Below are 16962 nucleotides of genomic sequence, written 5' to 3' on the forward strand. Positions count from 1 at the left end.
ATTGAGTACGCATCGGGCGAAATTCGTTAGACTGATCTGACTCCAATTCAGCCGACGAAAGCATTCGCCCCATGGATGAGCTGCGCAAGATCGACCTCAACTTGCTGCTGGCGCTGCACGCATTGCTCACTGAGAAGCACGTGACGCGTGCGGCCTTGCGCCTGCACCGCAGCCAACCAGCGGTTAGCCACGCCTTGGCGCAGTTGCGGGCACATTTCGACGACCCCCTACTGATTCGCCAACGCGGCCAAATGACCTTGACCGCACGTGCGCAGGCGTTGGCCAAACCACTGCAGGATGCCCTAGGCAGCCTCAACGGTTTGTTGGCCGCACCACTGTTCGACCCTGGCCAGGCGCACCGACGTTTCAGGCTGTCATTGTCGGACTACGCCTCGCGCATCCTTTTGCCACCACTGGTGCGCTACCTACGCCGGGTCGCCCCAGGGATCGACCTGGCTATCAGTCAGGCCAGCCGTGAAACCATGCTCGCCCAGTTACTCGATGGTGAACTGGACCTGGCATTGGGGATTTTTCCGGACCCTCCAGCCGGGATCATCACCCGGACCTTATTCGAAGACAGTTTCATCAGTGTCGCAGACCATCAGGTGCTGCCGGCTGCAGGCGAACTCACCCTAGAACAGTGGCTGACGCGCCCTCACGTGCTCATGGCCATGCATCCCGACGCCCATGATGAAATCGAGCAGGCCCTCACAGAGCAAGGTCTACGGCGCCATATCGCCCTCGCGTTGCCACACTGGAGCGCGGCAGTGGACGTGCTGAGCGGCACGGACCTGATCCTTACCGTCGCCAAGCGCGCGCTCGGGCCGCAGTTGCACCCTTCTCTGCGCCAGTTCGCCCCACCGCTGCCCATAGCCGCACTGGCCTATCAGCAGGCCTGGCACGCACGCAAGGACAGTGACCCTGGCCATCGCTGGCTGCGCGAGGCCGTGTGGGCGTGTAGCCAGTCAGAGCATTGATCAGCGCTCGATCATGGCTCGGCCGGGCTCTGGGCTCGTGGTCCAGCCTCCCTGCACCAGCAACACGCCGCCAAGGATCAACAACACACCCGCTACCCTGGCCAGGTTCACGGGTTTGCTGGCAGCTCCCACCAGACCAAAATGATCGACAATCACCGACGTCAGAATCTGGCCTGCCACCACCAAGACCAGAAAGCCTGCCGTACCCAGCTTGGGTGTCAAAGCTGCAGCGCCAGCCACATAGAGCGCGCCCAGCACGCCGCCAATCCATAGCCACCAAGGCCCCTGCGCGGCCTTGCTCAGGTCAGGCATGGGCACACGCAGAATCAGCAACGCTGCAATCACTACCAGCGAACTTACCGTCAGAGAGGTGAACGCCCCCCACAACCAGTGCCCCAGCGCACGTCCAACGGCGGCATTGCTTGCTGCCTGATACGGCAGCACCAACCCCGCCAGCAAGGCCATCAATATCGGGAGAGCAGTCAGAAAAATGGATTTGGAGATCATGATCGAGCCCATTGGTATACAAGATGAGCAGATCATCACTTGATAAACATTGATTATGGAAATCGAAAATATGCACGCTGATCATTCGTGCTACGAATGTCCCACCCTGAAGCCTGTCCCTTTCGCGACATGATGGCGAAAAGGACAGGCTGGGGCTCAAGCTTTACTTGCGGGTAACCCGCCACACCGTGTTCGCCAGGTCGTCGGCGATGATCAGCGCGCCTCGTGGGTCGACGGTCACCCCCACTGGGCGGCCACGGGTCTTGCCATCTTCACCACGGAAGCCCGTGGCAAAGTCGATAGGCTCGCCTGCAGGCTTGCCGCCTTTGAAGGGTACGAAGATCACTTTGTAGCCGACGGGGTTCGGGCGGTTCCAGCTGCCGTGTTCACCCACGAACGCCCCTTCGGCAAACCGCTCACCCATCGCTGCATTAGAGAAATCGACACCCAGCGCAGCGACGTGGGAACCCAAGCTGTAATCCGGCTTGATGGCGGCAGCCACCTTGTCCGGGTTCTGCGGCCTAACGCGCTCATCTACGTTCTGCCCCCAGTAGCTGTAGGGCCAGCCGTAGAAGCCGCCCTCACGCACCGAAGTGAGATAGTCCGGTACCAGGTCCGGGCCCAGTTCGTCACGTTCGTTGACCACCGTCCACAGTTGGCCGGTATCTGGCTGGATGGTCAATGCAGTTGGGTTGCGCAGGCCGGTGGCGTACGGCCTATGGGCTCCGGTGACCGCATCCACCTGCCAGACCATGGCGCGGTCTATCTCCACCTCCATGCCGCGCTCGGTGATGTTGCTATTGGAGCCTATGCCCACATACAGATAGCGGCCATCGGGGCTAATGGTCAGCGATTTGGTCCAGTGATGATTGACCTGCCCTGGCAGGTCGGTGAGTTTGCTGGGTGGGCCGCCGGCTTTGGTCTGGCCATCCTGGTAATCGAAACTCACCAGCGCATCCTGATTGGCGACGTACAATTTGCCGTCGGCATAGGCCAGCCCATAAGGCGCGTTGAGGTTATCGGCGAACACCGTCTGCATCTCGTAGGTGCCATCACCATCGGCATCGCGCAGCAGGGTCAAACGGTTGCCACCTTTGACCTGGGTATTGCCCTGGGCCTTTATCTGACTGGCGATCACATCCTTGGGCTTGAGCTTGGCGGCGCTGCCGCCACGCCCCTCGGCGATCAGAATATCGCCATTGGGCAGTACCAGGCTTTGACGCGGAATCTTCAGATCGGTGGCGATGGCCGTGATGCTAAAGCCCTCGGGCACTGTAGGTTTCTGATCACCCCACTGCGCCGGTTGGGCGATTTTCATACTGGGCAACAGCCCGCGCTCAGGCGCAGGCAGCTTCGGATCAGGGCCCAGCGCTTGATTCGGCTCACCGTCACCACCACAGGCGGCCAACAGCAGCGCCACGCTCAACAGAGAAAGTGCGTGCAATGGCTTCATGCTTCAACTCCCGAACGCAGATTGCTCAAGCCCAGCCCAGCGGCCACGCAGGCCAGGATGCTGACGATTACCGACAGCACCAACCCAGCGGGCATCACTGCCCAGGCATCCTTGGCGTGTTCGAAAGCATTGATCAGGCCCAGCACCCACGTCACCAACAGCAGCAGCAGGTAAAGGGTCGGCCGCCCTGCTTTGCGCCGAGCGCGCACCAGGTTGGCCAAGGCGAACAACAACGCCAGCCCGCAGAACAACAAGCCACCGGCTATCAGCCATGCGGCGAAGTTGCTCCACTGGATCTGATAGCTCATGTAGTAGGCAATGTCGCTCAGCAGTGCGCCGAGAAACAACGGTACCGTGCCGGCCAGCAAAATCGCATGCAGCGGGCTGGGCGTGCATCGGTAAAGAGTGTGCTCAGTAGCGCTCACGGCGCCTCCTTATCAGTCGGTAACCTGGGGCTGGCAGACAGGCGCGCGGCTCGGTCCATCAGGCGTGCGCAGGGTGCGCTTAAGAAGGGATCACCTTGATGTGCGGATAGTTCACCGCTTGGCTTGATGCAAGTAGTCTTGAAGACTCCACGCACGGGTGACAAGGGGGCAGGATGGGCATCGAGAACATACGCCATAGGGCGTGCTGGGCTGCAGCTGTGCTGATGGCCGTGAGCTTGGTCGTCAATGCCGGATGCTCGAGCAAAAGCACAAAGGCGCGCTACTATGCCGCGGCGCCTGGTTCCAACTGTTTCGCCAAGGCGTTGCCCAGCATTGGTCAAGGCGGACTTGCCTGGGGCAATACCCTAGGCATCGCCAAGCAGAAATCGTTGAACAATTGCATCCGATACGCCCGCCGCTCCGGCGGCACACCTGGCACATGCCAGGTAGTGCTCGCCAAGTGCAAGACCTGAGGTTCAATGCCGGCTGGCGCGGCACACGGCGGCGAGGCATCCGTAGCGGCCAGCCAATTGCGTCGCCAACGGGCGCACAGCGCCCTGCCAATGCTCAGGCGAACTTTGCCCGGGCAGCATGCAGCTTCTTGTAGCTTTCGATCAGGCGCAGATGTCGGTCCAGCCCTTCGAGTTTCGTGCTGGTCGGCGTCAGGCCGTAGAATCGAACGCTTGCCTCGACCGACCCCAGCGCTGCATCCATTCGCTCATTGCCGAACATGCGCCGCAGGTTGGTCTCGTAATCGGCGATTTCAAGCTCATCGTCCAGGTACACCTCCAACACCACGTTCAGCGCCTGGTAGAAAAGCCCGCGATCGACAGTGTTGTCGTTGAATTGCAGGAATGCCTCGACCAGCTCCTTGGCATCCTCCAAGCGCTTGAGCGCAAGGCAGATCAGAAGTTTGAGCTCCAGAATGGTCAGCTGGCCCCACACCGTATTCTCGTCGAATTCAACGCCAATCAGCGTGGTGATGGTGGTGTAGTCATCCACGTCGAGGTTGTTCAGGCGTCGGCGCAGGGCGCGCAGCGCTCGGTCGTCGAGGCTGTGCAGGTTGAGAATGTCGGCGCGAAAATCCAGAGCGCGGTTGGTGTTGTCCCAGATCAGGTCTTCAACTGGGTAGATCTCGGAATAGCCTGGCACCAGAATGCGACAGGCAGTGGCGCCGAGATCGTCGTACACGGCCATGTAGACCTCTTTGCCAAGGCCTTCGAGGATGCCGAACAAGGTTGCCGCTTCCTGGCTATTGGAGTCCTCACCGTGGCCTGAGAAGTCCCATTCGACGAACTCGAAGTCGGCCTTGGCGCTGAAGAAGCGCCACGACACCACACCGCTCGAATCGATGAAATGCTCTACGAAGTTGTTCGGCTCGGTGAGGGCATGGCTTTCGAAGGTCGGTTGCGGCAGGTCGTTCAGCCCCTCGAAGCTGCGCCCTTGCAGCAGCTCGGTAAGGCTACGCTCAAGCGCCACTTCGAAGCTTGGATGGGCACCGAACGAGGCGAATACCCCGCCGGTACGCGGGTTCATGAGTGTCACGCACATCACTGGGAACTCACCGCCGAGCGATGCGTCCTTGACCAACACCGGGAACCCCTGCTCCTCCAGGCCCTGTATACCGGCCAGGATGCCCGGATACTTGGCCAGCACGTGCGGCGGAACGTCCGGCAGGGCCAGCTCCCCTTCGAGGATCTCGCGTTTGACGGCACGCTCGAAAATTTCCGACAGGCACTGCACCTGGGCCTCGGCCAAGGTGTTGCCAGCGCTCATGCCGTTGCTCAGGAACAGGTTTTCGATCAGGTTGGAGGGAAAGTACACCACCTGTTGATCGGACTGGCGCACGAATGGCAGCGAACAGATGCCGCGCTCGGTGTTGCCCGAGTTGGTGTCGTACAGGTGCGAACCGCGCAACTCGCCCTCTGGGTTGTAGATGCCTAAGCAGTGCTCATCGAGAATCTGCGTGGGCAGAGCGTCTTTAGGCCCAGGCTTGAACCATTGCTCGTTCGGATAATGCACGAACGGCGCATTGGCAATGTCCTCACCCCAGAACTGGTCGTTGTAGAAGAAGTTGCAGTTCAGCCGCTCGATGAACTCACCCAGCGCCGAGGCCAGCGCGGCCTCTTTGGTCGAGCCCTTGCCGTTGGTGAAGCACATCGGCGACTGCGCATCGCGTACGTGCAGCGACCAGACGTTAGGCACGATGTTGCGCCACGAGGCGATTTCGATCTTCATGCCCAGGCCTGCGAGGATACCGGACATGTTGGCGATGGTCTGTTCCAGCGGCAGGTCCTTGCCGGGAATGTAGGTGGTGGTTTCGGCCACCGGCATCAGCAGGCCCTGGGCATCGGCGTCGAGGTTGTCGACCTGCTCGATGATGAACTCAGGGCCGGTCTGCACGACTTTTTTCACGGTGCAGCGATCGATCGAGCGCAAGATGCCCTGACGATCCTTTTCGGAAATGTCCTCAGGCAGCTCGACCTGAATCTTGAAGATCTGGTTGTAGCGGTTTTCCGGGTCGACGATATTGTTCTGCGACAGGCGAATATTCTCCGTGGGGATATCGCGGGTCTGGCAGTAGAGCTTGACGAAGTACGCCGCACACAGCGCCGAGGACGCCAGGAAATAGTCGAACGGGCCAGGGGCCGAACCATCGCCTTTGTAGCGGATCGGCTGATCGGCGATCACCGTGAAGTCGTCGAATTTGGCTTCAAGACGAAGGTTGTCGAGAAAGTTGACTTTGATTTCCATGCGGACAGTACCGTGATTTAAGCGTGCAAAACGAAATTGGCCGGCATTATCCGGGTTTTTGCCCCGGAAGTCCCCTTCGCCATCCCGTGCGCCTACCCAATCCAACGGATTGCTTGCCTGATCCTGCGAACCCCCATCTGCAACCTGACCAGTGGTCGTATCTGTGTGCTAGCGTTTCTGGATTGGGGGGCAACGAATCCCCCAGTCGACAGTCAATGCCATCAACCGATGATCAGCAGGTGAGCCATGGAACTTCGTATCAACCAGACGACCTACCAGGTCGACGCCGATGCCGACACGCCGTTGCTGTGGGTACTGCGCGACGACCTGGGCATGACTGGCACCAAGTATGGTTGTGGCCTGGCCCAGTGCGGTGCGTGTTCAGTGTTGGTCGATGGCAACGTTGTGCGTGCCTGTGTCACCCCAGTAGCCGGCGTGGTTGGCCGCGAAGTCACCACCATCGAAGCGGTAGAGGCCGATGAAGTCGGCAAGCGTGTGGTCGCAGCTTGGGTCAAGCACCAAGTGGCGCAATGCGGCTACTGCCAATCTGGTCAGGTCATGGCGGCCACGGCGCTGCTCAAGCACACCCCCAAACCTAGCGATGAGCAGATCAACGCGGCGATGGTCAATCTCTGCCGCTGCGGCACCTATAACGCCATTTACACGGCGGTGCATGCACTCGCCCAAGGGGAGCAGGCCTGATGAATACTCCCATCGATCATGGCGCAGTGCTAATGGAGTTGCAAAAGGGCGAAACCGTCAATCTGTCGCGTCGTCGCTTCCTGGCTGGCACCGCCGTGGGTGCACTGGTGCTAGGTTTTGGCCTACCACTGGGGTCGGCTCGGGTACAGGCGGCGACGCCAGCCACAGCAGAACGCGGCACCCAGGTTCCGGCGTTTCTGGAAATCCGCCCTGATGGCAAGGTGCGCCTGCTCAGCCCATTCATGGAAGGCGGTCAGGGCCCGTTCACGGCCATGGCGCAGATTGTTGGCGAAGAACTGGACGTTGACCCTGTCAATTTCCTGGTCGAGAGCGCCCCGCCTGGTGAAGCCTATGTAGTGATGGAAAATGGCATGCGCATCACGGGCGGTAGCATGTCGGTGCGCATGAGCTACCCGACCATGCGCCGGCTCGGCGCTCTTGGCCGAGCCATGCTGCTGCAGGCCGCCGCCGAGCAATGGCGCGTGCCAGTCGATGAGCTCACCACCGAGCCTGGCAAGGTCGTGCACGCAAACTCCGGTCGCTCACTGACGTACGGTGAACTGGCCGGCCGCGCCATGGACATGCCGGTTCCGGATCCAGGCAGCGTCAAACTGCGCGACCCCAGCCAGTTCCGCTGGATCGGCAAACCAGTACCGCGCTTGGATGCCTACGACAAATCCACGGGCAAGGCCCAGTACTGCATCGATATCAAGGTCGACGGCATGCTGCATGCCGCCGTGCAGCATGCGCCGCGCCTGGGCATGACCGTGGGCAGCCTACGCAATCAGGCGCAGGTCCAGGGCATGAAAGGGGTGCATTCGGTGCACCAGCTGCCAGGGGCGGTAGCCGTGGTGGCCGAGCGCTGGTGGCACGCCAAGCGCGCCGTCGAGGCGATTCAGGTGGACTGGAAAGAGCCTGAGGCCGACAGCCAGGTGCGGGCAATGCCGGCAGACTTCTCAAGCGATGGCTGGCGAGAGCACTTGGCCAATGCGCAAGGTCCTGCCCGCGACGATGAACATGAAGGGGACGTTGAAAGTGCCTTGGCCAATGCCAAGACCACGGTCCAAGCCAGCTACCAGAACCAGTACCTCAACCATGCCCAGCTCGAGCCGCCGTCCGCCATCGCTCGCTTCAACCCTGATGGAACCCTCGAGGTGTGGCTGCCTAACCAGGCCCCGGACATGTTCCGCGATGACATCGCCAAGCGCACCGGCCTGGACGCGGCTCAAATCACCTTGCACTCGCCGCTGCTCGGCGGCTTCTTCGGTCGCCATTTCCTCTACGACTCGGCCAATCCCTATCCACAAGCCATTGCCCTGGCCAAAGCGGTCAATCGCCCGGTCAAGCTGATATGGAGCCGTGAGGAAGAGTTCTTGCGCGACGTGCTACGCCCGGTGGCGGTGGTCAAGTTCCGCGCAGCGCTGGATGCCGACGGGCTACCGGTAGCCCTCGAAGCGATCAGCGCCACCGAAGGGCCCACCGAAGCCCTCGCGGGCAAACAAAGCGAGAAGGTCGACCCCACTGCTGTAGAGGGGCTTTCGGGCAAAGCCTACGCCATCGCCAACAAGCGGGTCGCTCAGATCTATGTAAAAGGCCCAGCAATGCTTGGTTACTGGCGCTCGGTGGGCAACTCGTTGAACGACTTCTTCTACGAATCATTCCTCGACGAATTGGCCGACAAGGGCGGCAAGGATCCTTACGAACTTCGCCTGCACTTGTTGCGTGACAATCAGCGCCTGACCAACCTGCTGCACGCGGTGGCCGAACTGTCCGGAGGCTGGAAGCGCGGGCCATTCACCGCTGAGGACGGCAGCAGGCGCGCCCGTGGCATTGCCATGGCTTCACCGTTTGGCTCGCAAGCGGCGGCCATCGCTGAGGTGTCCATCGAAAACGGTCAGGTCAAGGTGCATGACATATGGCAGGCGATTGACCCAGGCAGCATAGTCAACCCCTCGATCATCGAGCATCAGGTCAACAGTGCAGTGGCACTGGGGCTGTCGCAGACGCTGGTGGAGGAAGCGGTCTTCATCGATGGCAAGCCCCGTGCTCGCAACTACGACTTGTACCCAATCCTGCCACCCTCGCGTATGGCTCGGGTGCATGTACGTATCGTCGAGAGCGGAGCAAAGATGGGTGGCATCGGTGAGCCGCCGTTGCCGGCAGTGGCGCCTGCCGTGGCCAATGCCGTGGCGCAGTTGACCGGCCAACGGGTGCGTAGCCTGCCCTTGAGCCGCCATACCTTCAGCTGACCGGAAAAGGACTGCCCAATGAGCCATCGTCGTTTCGCCAGAGCCGCTGGCTGGCTGGCCGTGCCGTGCTTGATCGCGGCCGGCCTGCTGGCCTGGTACGTGACCCGCGAACCAGCCAGCCCCTTCAACACCGACCAAACACCACAATTTGACCCCGCGCAGGTCAGCCGCGGCGAGTATGTCGCCAGGCTGAGCGATTGCGTCGCTTGCCACAGCCTGCCCGACAGCAAGCCCTTTGCCGGTGGTTTGGCCATGGCCACGCCCTTGGGTACCATCCATGCGACCAATGTCACCCCTGACCGCGAGACGGGTATCGGCAATTACAGCCTGGCTGATTTCGATCGCGCCGTACGCCATGGGGTGGCGCCCGGCGGTCGTCGGTTGTATCCAGCCATGCCCTACCCCTCTTACGCCAAACTCAGCGATGACGATGTGCAGGCGCTGTACGCCTTCTTCATGAGTGGTGTGCAGCCAGCTCATCAGGCAAACCTGCCAAGCGATATCCCCTGGCCGTTGAATATGCGCTGGCCCATTGCCTTGTGGAATGGGCTGTTCGCCGCCAAGGCCCCTTACGCCGATAAGGCCGGGCAGGATGCGTTGTGGAACCGCGGCGCCTACATCGTTCAGGGCCCAGGCCATTGCGGCAGCTGTCACACCCCGCGCGGCCTCGCGTTCAATGAAAAGGCGCTTGATGAAGACGGTAAACCTTACCTGGCCGGCGCCCTGCTCGATGGCTGGTACGCCCCCAGCCTTCGCAGCGACCCAAACACCGGCCTTGGCCGTTGGAGCGAGGCTGAAATCGTTCAGTTCCTCAAGACAGGCCGCAATCGGCATGCGGTCGTCTACGGGTCCATGACCGAAGCGTTCAACAACTCCACCCAGTTCATGCACGATGAAGACCTGAACGCTATTGCTCGCTACCTCAAATCCCTGCCCGGCGACCCTGAACGCGACGGTGCGCCTTGGCAGTATCAAGCGTTGTCGGCAGCAACACGGTTGGACGACCCCGGCGCGCACACTTACGTGACCCGTTGCGCCAGTTGCCATGGCCTCGATGGCAAGGGTCAGGGGCAATGGATGCCACCGCTGGCCGGTGCCACTTCGGCATTGGCCCGCGAAAACGCCTCGGCGATCAACATTACCCTCAACGGCTCGCAGCGCGTAGTCGCCGCCGGAATACCGGATGCTTACCGCATGCCCGCCTTCCGCGAACAGTTGACGGACCCGCAGATCGCGGCGGTGCTCAGTTTCGTGCGCAGCGCCTGGGGCAATAACGGTGGCACGGTGGACGCGCAGGCAGTGAGCAAGCTACGTGGGCACACCGACCCGGCCAGCAGCAGCCCAATCATTCTGCACATGCGTTGAGGGCCCGGGCCAATGGAAAGTATCGACTTGTTGGTGCTGCGTAGCGCACACGATTGGCTGCTGGCGGGCGAACGCGTACTGCTGGCCACCGTCGCCCGCACCTGGGGCTCATCGCCCCGGCCAGTAGGTTCGATGATGGCCTTGCGCGGCGACGGCCGGGTGGTGGGGAGCGTATCGGGTGGCTGCATCGAAGACGATCTCATCCATCGTTACACCACCGCCTACCGCGGCGAGGGGATGCCATCAAGCCCACCGCAGGTGGTGCGCTATGGTGTCAGCGCCGATGAAGCCCACCGCTTCGGCCTCCCCTGTGGCGGTACGCTGGAGTTGATCCTAGAATTCGACCCAGCGCTGGCAAGCCTGGGGCAACTGCTACAGCTACTGGAGGATGGCAACCTGGTGCGCCGTGAGCTGAACCTGCAGAGCGGTCAGGTTCAATTGACCACCAGCGTGGCACCTGAACCGTTCCAGTTCGACGGCAAAATGATGGGCAACCCCCTCGGGCCGGGGTATCGCCTACTGCTGATCGGTGCCGGAGTGCTGGCCGAATACCTGGCAACCATGGCGCTGTTCAATGGCTTCAAGGTGGCTGTCTGCGACCCTCGCCCCGAATACATGGACGGGTGGGATGTTGCAGGTGTGGAGAAGATCGTCGGCATGCCGGATGACGTAGTGCGCGCTTTTACCCCCGACCTGCGCAGTTGCATCGTGGGCCTAAGCCATGACCCCAAGCTCGACGACCTGGCACTGCTCGAGGCGTTGCGCAGCCCTGCATTTTACATTGGCGTGATCGGCTCACGGCGCAATAACCAGTTGCGCCGTGAGCGCCTGATCGAGCATTTCGGCGAAACCGAAGCCTCACTGCAACGGCTGCACGGGCCGATTGGCATCTATATCGGCAGCAAGACCCCTGCGGAGATTGCCGTCAGTGTCATGGCCGAAATCCTGGCGGCCAAGAACGGTATTACCTTGCCGAGCGCGGTCGATGTCAGCGCCGCCAAGCGGGCGCTTGAGGCTCAGGATTAAGCTACCAATCCCTTGGACGCGCGTTTTGAAATGCCTGCGGTCGTCTGAATCAGCCCAGGCGTAGCGAAAGGCGATTCAGGTCAGCCAGGGGGCTATGTGATGCACGCTAGCTGATTGTATGAAGAACGCCGCGATAGCCGATCAGGCGCCCTGCGGCGCTGTGGCGCCTGAAAATCTGCATTTCGAACTGGCCAATGCTGCCATCGGCGCAGCGCAGTGCAGTCCAGACTGACGCCCCGGGCTCGGTTTCAGCGATTACCGAGGCTATATCAGGGCTTGGAGGCTGCGGCGCTTGCAGTGAGGCGAAGGAGCGCCCAAGCAGCTGAACCGCCGGGTAACCAAGCAACGTGCAGAACGCGGGGTTTACTGACGCAATCCTGGCCAGCTCGTCAAGCTCGAAATAGCCGTCTCGCATTGCTTGGAGAATCACCCGGTCGCGGGCTTCGTTTTGCTCAAGGCGGTCGAGCACACGGTTCGCTTCGCGTGCCAGGGTGCCCAATTCGTCAACGCTGTCATCTGTCAGGCGTCGCCCGACCGCTGACCCAGCCACGGCGAGCAGTTCGCGATGCAAGCGCGCAATGCGTCGCAGTAGATTCACGTTCAGTGCAAGGTAGATCAATAGCCATCCCAGGCAGATAAGCCCGAATGTTACGCCGAGAAAGATAGTTAGCTGCTGCTCGCCCTCCAGATAAAGGTGGCGTTCACGGGTCAATTGCAGCCGCAGTTGCGGCTCACCCAGGCTGTCATGAAACAGCAGGTCGATACTCTGATGGCGGCCATCGACTACCTTGCGATTACCGATGCTCATCAATTCAGTCTGAAGCGCTGGCCGCTGCTGCTCGCTGGTCACAGGCAGCCAGGCCAGCTCGCCGCCCAATTGTTGCTGCAGCATGGTGATTCGCTTGCGGTCCATGAAGGTGCCGGCCAGCAGTACACCGCCGGCCCGTTCGCCGCTGCGAGCGGTATCGACTGCCACGATGATCAGCGGCACCCTGAAAACTGCCAGTAATTGCGCAGGCGGCGCCACATCCTGGGCCTGGAGCAGACGCACCAATTGCTGCTCAGCGCCTTCATGCAGCGCCTGCAAGCTGAAGGGTCGAACGCCAGAGAGGCGTTCCAGCGTCGTGAGGTCAAGCGGCCGCCAACTCTGCCGGCGCATGCCATTGGCAAAATAGCCGATGAAGTCGAAACCGCTGCGGCCCAACGTGGCAGCATCCAGCGGGAAGGCCGCTGGTACGGCCCCCGGTAGCGCCTGGGCCCATTGCCGCAGGCGGTTGGCGTCACGCTCGAAAGTACTGCCTAGCAACGCCCGCAGGCGTTCGGCTTCGGCAACCAGCAGGCGTTCGTCCTGTTTGTCCTGGGGCGCCAGCAGCATGCTCTGGGCTGCGAAGTAGATGAGCAGCAACACCAGCAGCAGCGGCGGGACTAACAGCCAGAGCAGTTTAGCGCGTAGCTTCATGCGGGCCCCCATACCCTTGTTCAACCGCCTGATGCAGCCGGGCGAGCTCGCCTGGCTCGACGCCAGCCCGCGCTACTGCGAGCCGCCCGTACAGGTTGCGGTCAAAACATGAAGATTTGGCATCGATGCTTGAGAGTAAAGTCGAAAAAAAGCCGATGTGCCGGTGAACACTGTACGGCACGACTGTGCATGCGGCTGCGTGTTTCGCATGCACATCCGGGGGTTAACTGATTGCCGCTGTCCATTGCAGACAGCGGCAGATTCCCAATCTTGCGTTTATCGGCACATGCGCTTGATAGCGCGGTCGGCGGCAGCTTGGAATACCCGCCTGAGCGCCTCCAGTTGCTCCTGGTTGAAAGCCTTGGCACAGGTCAGCCCTTGCAGAAAGCCGATTCCCCAAGCTTTGGTTTCAGCCAGTTCCTGACGGTTTTCGGCGTCGGCGATATCACCCAGGTGCAGTGCTGCGGGGTGCTCGTAACGGTCTTCCAGCGCCAGTTTGCGTAGCTCCTCCAGCGCCACCTTGAACTCGGCAGCGGCAACATCGTCCAGGCCCAGGTGCTCGTACTGCAGCAGGCTTAGACGGTCGGTGGCGGTCATCTTCGAATCTCCGTTTCACAGTAGTGGAGCAAGTGCGAGAAATTCACCCAACCGCCGCGACGCATCCGGATGCCAGCGAAGGTGGTGTGCTTGATGGTTGTATACCACAACTCAGGCCCATGCCCCTAGCGGCGCGCGCCATACGGCCATGAGCCGGGGGCGGTACTGTCGACTGCGTAATATCAGCAAAAGCCAAACAGCCGCTGCGGGGTGTCCCACATGACCTGGCGACGTACCTGGGCATCGGGCATCAATCGCTCTGCAAGCTTGAGCAGCAACCGATCCTGTCGAAACCTATCGACGCGTGCCGGGCTGATACGGTTGCAGACAGTCATCCACAAGCGTAACAGCGCCTGTGGCGGATACAGCACGGCCGGGCGCTCGAGCGAGGGCGGCAAGTCGGGGGATTCACTTGGCCGTGGGTGCGCATGGCGAACATTGGATCCAGCGCTGAAAACCCGCTACCCTTGAGCGCCACGCCAGCTTGCCAGCTGGCGTGCCTCAATCCCTATGGAGTTTCATCGACATGAACGTCTCGTTCCGCCCCACGTGGTTGCTTGCCCTCGCCCTGCCTCTCGCACTCGCTGCCTGCGGCGACAACGAACCCAAGCAACGCGCTGCCTTCAGCGAATTCCTGCAAACCCGCATCATCGACAAGCCCGGCGTTCACGTTCCCAAGCTCAGCGCCGATGAGTCGAAGGCGTTCGGCCCCTACAGCGACCACTACGCGGTCATTACCCACTTCAATAGCGCCATGGATGACGCCGTCAAGCCCCTTGGCGGCCTGCTGCAAAAAGGCGCGGTGCGTTCGCTAGACGATATCACCAGCCGCCGTGACGACATCAAAGCAGTACAGACCGGCCTTAACGACATGGGCAGCGAGCTGCAAGTGCAAAAAGCCAAGGCCGATAGCGCCCATGCTCAGCTCAAGCAGCCGGAAGATCTCAAAGTGGTCTACGACAAAGCGTACGCCCGCACTGTCAGCGTGCCGGCCGATACCTTCCTCCAGGTGCTGCCGCAGATCAACGGCACCCTCGACAGTAGCCTGAAAGTGGCCGACTACGTCGAAGCTCATAAAGCACAGATCCAGATCAACGGGCCGGTCGTCAAGGTCACCGACCCTACGGTGCAGGCGCAACTCAACGCGTTGCTGCAGGACCTGACCAATCAGGCCAAAACCGTGCAGCAGGCTCAGGCGCAGCTTAAGACTGTGATGCTCGGTCGCTGAACCCCATCAATCCAGGCGTGGCAGCATGATCGCCACGCTCAAGCCGCCACGCTCGCCCAGATTTGCAGTGATAGCGCCTGCGTGCAGCTCGACGGCGCGGCGAGCGATGGCTAACCCCAGGCCGAAGCCATCGCCACCCTGCTGCCCACCGCGGTCGAACGGTTCGAAAATGCGCTGCAGGCGGGATGCTTCTACCCCCGGCCCCTGGTCAACGATCAGTACCTGCAGCTGGTCGCCAGCGCCGATCAGCAAGGCCTCGACCCGCACTTCACTGCCCGCTGCGGTATAGCGCACGGCGTTACGGATCACGTTCTCGAAAGCACGATACAGCAGTTCTTCATGCCCCTTGGTGACGAATGCGCTGGCACCCTGCAGGGTGACCTGCGCCTGTTTCATACTGGCTTCGAAGCGGGCATCTTCGACGATCTGGGCCAGCAACTCGACGACATCCAGCTGGCCATGCTCGCTGCTGGTCTGTTGCGACTGCACCCTCGCCAAGGTCAATAGTTGCTCGATCAAGTCATCCATGCGCCGCGATTCGCGCTCGATGCGCCCAAGCATCTGCGTGCGCTCAGGCTGCTGGCGCAGCAGCCCGATGGCAACGTGCAAGCGAGTCAAAGGCGAGCGCAGTTCGTGGGAGATATCGTGAAGCAGTTGCTGCTGCGCCTCGACCAACGCTTTGAGCTGCCCAGTCATGCGGTCACAGTCTTCGGCCAGCTCGACGATCTCATCGCGGCGCCGTCCCAGACGCGGGCGTATACGTACATCGAACCGGCCTTGGGCAACCTGGCCCATGGCCTCACGCAGCCAGGCCAACGGTCGGGTCAGATAAAGACTGCACAAAAAGGCGAACAGAGCACTCATCAGCGTTCCGGTCAGCAATGGCCCCATCGCGCGCGGAGGTGGCGCCTCGTTCAGGCGGGCGGGTACCGAGGCGCGCAGCACCAAGGCTCGCCCGCCTTCGTCGAGCAGCGCCCTTTCAAAACGCGGCGTTTGCACGGCACGCCCGGCCAGCAGGTGGCCGGTGCCGTCATACAAGCCGACCTGCACCTCTGGAGGCTGAGGTGAAACCTGCAAGTATTGACGGCCAGCCTGTTCGCCATAGCGGTGTAGCAGGTTCAGCTCGGTGGCCAGCATTGAGCGCAACCCTGGGGTGTCACCGCGCAATTCGTCGAGCATGAAGGCGCCGGCACCGACCAGGAAAGTCAGGCTGTTGGCCAGCCAGAATGCCACGAACAGCTTCCAGAACAGGCGCCGGCGTATCATTCGACGATCAGCATGTAACCCATGCCGCGCACGCTCTGGATCCAACTGCTGCCATCGACGCGCGGGCCGAGCTTCTGGCGGATGCTGCTGATATGCACATCGATGCGCCGGTCATAGGCGGTCAGCGGCCGTCCCAAGGCGTTGAGCGACAAATCCTGCTTGCTCACCAACTGCCCCGCTTGGCGCACCAGGGCTTCGAGCAGACTGAATTCTGTACCGGTCAGGTCCAGCGGTTTCGCCCCCCACTGCGCCTTGCGCCGGGCCGGCCACAGGGTCAGCGCGCCGCGGCCTATCGCCTCTGCGCCCTGACTCTCGGCCAATATTTGCGGATGCACTCTGCGCAGGATCGCCCGCAGGCGGGCCACCAGTTCACCGGGTGAGCTGGGCTTGGGAACATAGTCATCGGCGCCAAGCTCCAGCCCGGCGATACGGTCAATGTTGTCACCACGTGCAGTCAATAACAGCACCGGCACTTGGCTCTGCGCACGAATGCGCCGTAGCACTTCGATGCCTGAGATGCCTGGCAACATCACGTCCAGCACCACCAGACGATAGTGCCCGCTCAAGGCACGCGCCTCGCCCTCCTCGCCAGTGGCCACGGCCGTGGCCTGAAAGCCCTCGCGCGCCAGGTAAAGGGCAAGCATTTCGGTTAGTTCGCGGTCGTCATCGACCAGCAGTACGGGAATCATGGTGGGTCAGGTGCCAGCCTCTGCAGAGGTGCAATGATCGCCTTGCATGAACAGCAAGTGGGCAAACTTTACACATCTTTACCCTCGGTTAACGGCGCCGTACACAGCCCGCCCGTATGCTCATCGCCCGCTTCCCGGCAGCCCCGCGCTGCTCTTTAATGCCCGCCTGGAACCTTCGATGAACTACCCGCGACTGTTGCTCTCCCTCCTCGTGCTCAATGCTTCCTTAGCCCAGGCCGAGTCGTTCAGGATCGCCGACATCCGC

Annotated in this window: 16 protein-coding genes and 1 pseudogene; 8 read left to right on the forward strand and 9 right to left on the reverse strand. The window is 61.5% G+C overall.

Annotated features, from left to right (window positions below; translation table 11 throughout):
• Window positions 1-71: 71 nt before the first annotated feature.
• Window positions 72-977: a LysR family transcriptional regulator gene (locus ACK59H_RS20775; protein WP_060479653.1), complete on the forward strand. Its 906-nt coding sequence runs from the start codon at window positions 72-74 to the stop codon at window positions 975-977.
• Here the strand turns inward: ACK59H_RS20775 and ACK59H_RS20780 are convergent, their stop codons facing one another.
• The 3 genes from ACK59H_RS20780 to ACK59H_RS20790 all read right to left on the reverse strand — a co-directional run bounded on the left by ACK59H_RS20780 (window position 978) and on the right by ACK59H_RS20790 (window position 3362).
• Window positions 978-1484, reverse strand: a complete 507-nt coding sequence (locus ACK59H_RS20780) for a DMT family transporter (RefSeq protein WP_060479668.1) — start codon at window positions 1482-1484, stop codon at window positions 978-980.
• A 163-nt stretch (window positions 1485-1647) separates the two neighbouring features.
• Window positions 1648-2937: a sorbosone dehydrogenase family protein gene (locus tag ACK59H_RS20785; RefSeq protein WP_060479654.1), complete on the reverse strand. Its 1290-nt coding sequence runs from the start codon at window positions 2935-2937 to the stop codon at window positions 1648-1650.
• Complete coding sequence (locus ACK59H_RS20790; protein ID WP_060479655.1) at window positions 2934-3362, reverse strand: DUF2231 domain-containing protein; 429 nt, start codon at window positions 3360-3362, stop codon at window positions 2934-2936. The genes ACK59H_RS20785 and ACK59H_RS20790 overlap by 4 nt, the downstream gene beginning before the upstream one ends.
• Window positions 3363-3535: 173 nt before the next feature.
• Between ACK59H_RS20790 and ACK59H_RS20795 the strand changes: the two genes are divergently transcribed.
• Window positions 3536-3835, forward strand: coding sequence for a hypothetical protein (locus ACK59H_RS20795; RefSeq protein WP_409264843.1), 300 nt, complete (start codon window positions 3536-3538; stop codon window positions 3833-3835).
• 94 nt (window positions 3836-3929) lie between these two features.
• Here the strand turns inward: ACK59H_RS20795 and ACK59H_RS20800 are convergent, their stop codons facing one another.
• Entirely contained in the window at window positions 3930-6116 is a 2187-nt protein-coding gene (locus ACK59H_RS20800) for an OsmC domain/YcaO domain-containing protein (RefSeq protein ID WP_060479657.1), read from the reverse strand.
• Window positions 6117-6362: 246 nt separating this feature from the next.
• On the opposite strand from ACK59H_RS20800, the gene ACK59H_RS20805 reads away from it, so the two are divergent.
• Genes ACK59H_RS20805 through ACK59H_RS20820 form a run of 4 tightly spaced genes read left to right on the forward strand, consistent with a single transcriptional unit; the run spans window position 6363 to window position 11458 of the window.
• The gene (locus ACK59H_RS20805; RefSeq protein ID WP_060479658.1) at window positions 6363-6818 is read left to right on the forward strand and encodes a (2Fe-2S)-binding protein; all 456 of its coding nucleotides are present in this window, start codon (window positions 6363-6365) and stop codon (window positions 6816-6818) included.
• Entirely contained in the window at window positions 6818-9067 is a 2250-nt protein-coding gene (locus tag ACK59H_RS20810) for a xanthine dehydrogenase family protein molybdopterin-binding subunit (RefSeq protein ID WP_060479659.1), read from the forward strand. The genes ACK59H_RS20805 and ACK59H_RS20810 overlap by 1 nt, the downstream gene beginning before the upstream one ends.
• Window positions 9068-9085: 18 nt before the next feature.
• Window positions 9086-10432, forward strand: a complete 1347-nt coding sequence (locus ACK59H_RS20815; protein ID WP_409264845.1) for a c-type cytochrome — start codon at window positions 9086-9088, stop codon at window positions 10430-10432.
• Window positions 10433-10444: 12 nt separating this feature from the next.
• A complete protein-coding gene (locus tag ACK59H_RS20820; RefSeq protein ID WP_060479661.1) occupies window positions 10445-11458 on the forward strand; it encodes an XdhC family protein in 1014 nt (337 codons plus the stop codon).
• Window positions 11459-11564: 106 nt separating this feature from the next.
• Here the strand turns inward: ACK59H_RS20820 and ACK59H_RS20825 are convergent, their stop codons facing one another.
• The 3 genes from ACK59H_RS20825 to ACK59H_RS20835 all read right to left on the reverse strand — a co-directional run bounded on the left by ACK59H_RS20825 (window position 11565) and on the right by ACK59H_RS20835 (window position 13912).
• Complete coding sequence (locus ACK59H_RS20825) at window positions 11565-12917, reverse strand: PAS domain-containing protein (RefSeq protein ID WP_060479662.1); 1353 nt, start codon at window positions 12915-12917, stop codon at window positions 11565-11567.
• A gap of 276 nt (window positions 12918-13193) precedes the next feature.
• On the reverse strand, window positions 13194-13514 hold the full coding sequence (locus ACK59H_RS20830) for a hypothetical protein (RefSeq protein WP_060479663.1): 321 nt from the start codon (window positions 13512-13514) through the stop codon (window positions 13194-13196).
• Window positions 13515-13696: 182 nt separating this feature from the next.
• Entirely contained in the window at window positions 13697-13912 is a 216-nt protein-coding gene (locus ACK59H_RS20835) for a hypothetical protein (RefSeq protein WP_081016685.1), read from the reverse strand.
• A gap of 128 nt (window positions 13913-14040) precedes the next feature.
• Here ACK59H_RS20835 and ACK59H_RS20840 point away from each other — a divergent pair, with 128 nt between their 5' ends.
• The gene (locus ACK59H_RS20840; RefSeq protein WP_060479664.1) at window positions 14041-14742 is read left to right on the forward strand and encodes a DUF3053 domain-containing protein; all 702 of its coding nucleotides are present in this window, start codon (window positions 14041-14043) and stop codon (window positions 14740-14742) included.
• 6 nt (window positions 14743-14748) lie between these two features.
• Here the strand turns inward: ACK59H_RS20840 and ACK59H_RS20845 are convergent, their stop codons facing one another.
• Window positions 14749-16008, reverse strand: a complete 1260-nt coding sequence (locus tag ACK59H_RS20845) for an ATP-binding protein (protein ID WP_409264846.1) — start codon at window positions 16006-16008, stop codon at window positions 14749-14751.
• Entirely contained in the window at window positions 16005-16697 is a 693-nt protein-coding gene (locus ACK59H_RS20850) for a response regulator transcription factor (protein ID WP_060479666.1), read from the reverse strand. Before ACK59H_RS20850 ends, ACK59H_RS20845 begins: the two co-directional genes overlap by 4 nt.
• Window positions 16698-16743: 46 nt before the next feature.
• On the opposite strand from ACK59H_RS20850, the pseudogene ACK59H_RS20855 reads away from it, so the two are divergent.
• Window positions 16744-16962: pseudogene (locus ACK59H_RS20855) on the forward strand (hypothetical protein); the annotation flags it as partial.

Origin of the sequence: Pseudomonas sp. KCJK9000, assembly GCF_046230725.1 — a bacterium.
Classification (GTDB): Bacteria; Pseudomonadota; Gammaproteobacteria; order Pseudomonadales; family Pseudomonadaceae; genus Aquipseudomonas; species Aquipseudomonas promysalinigenes.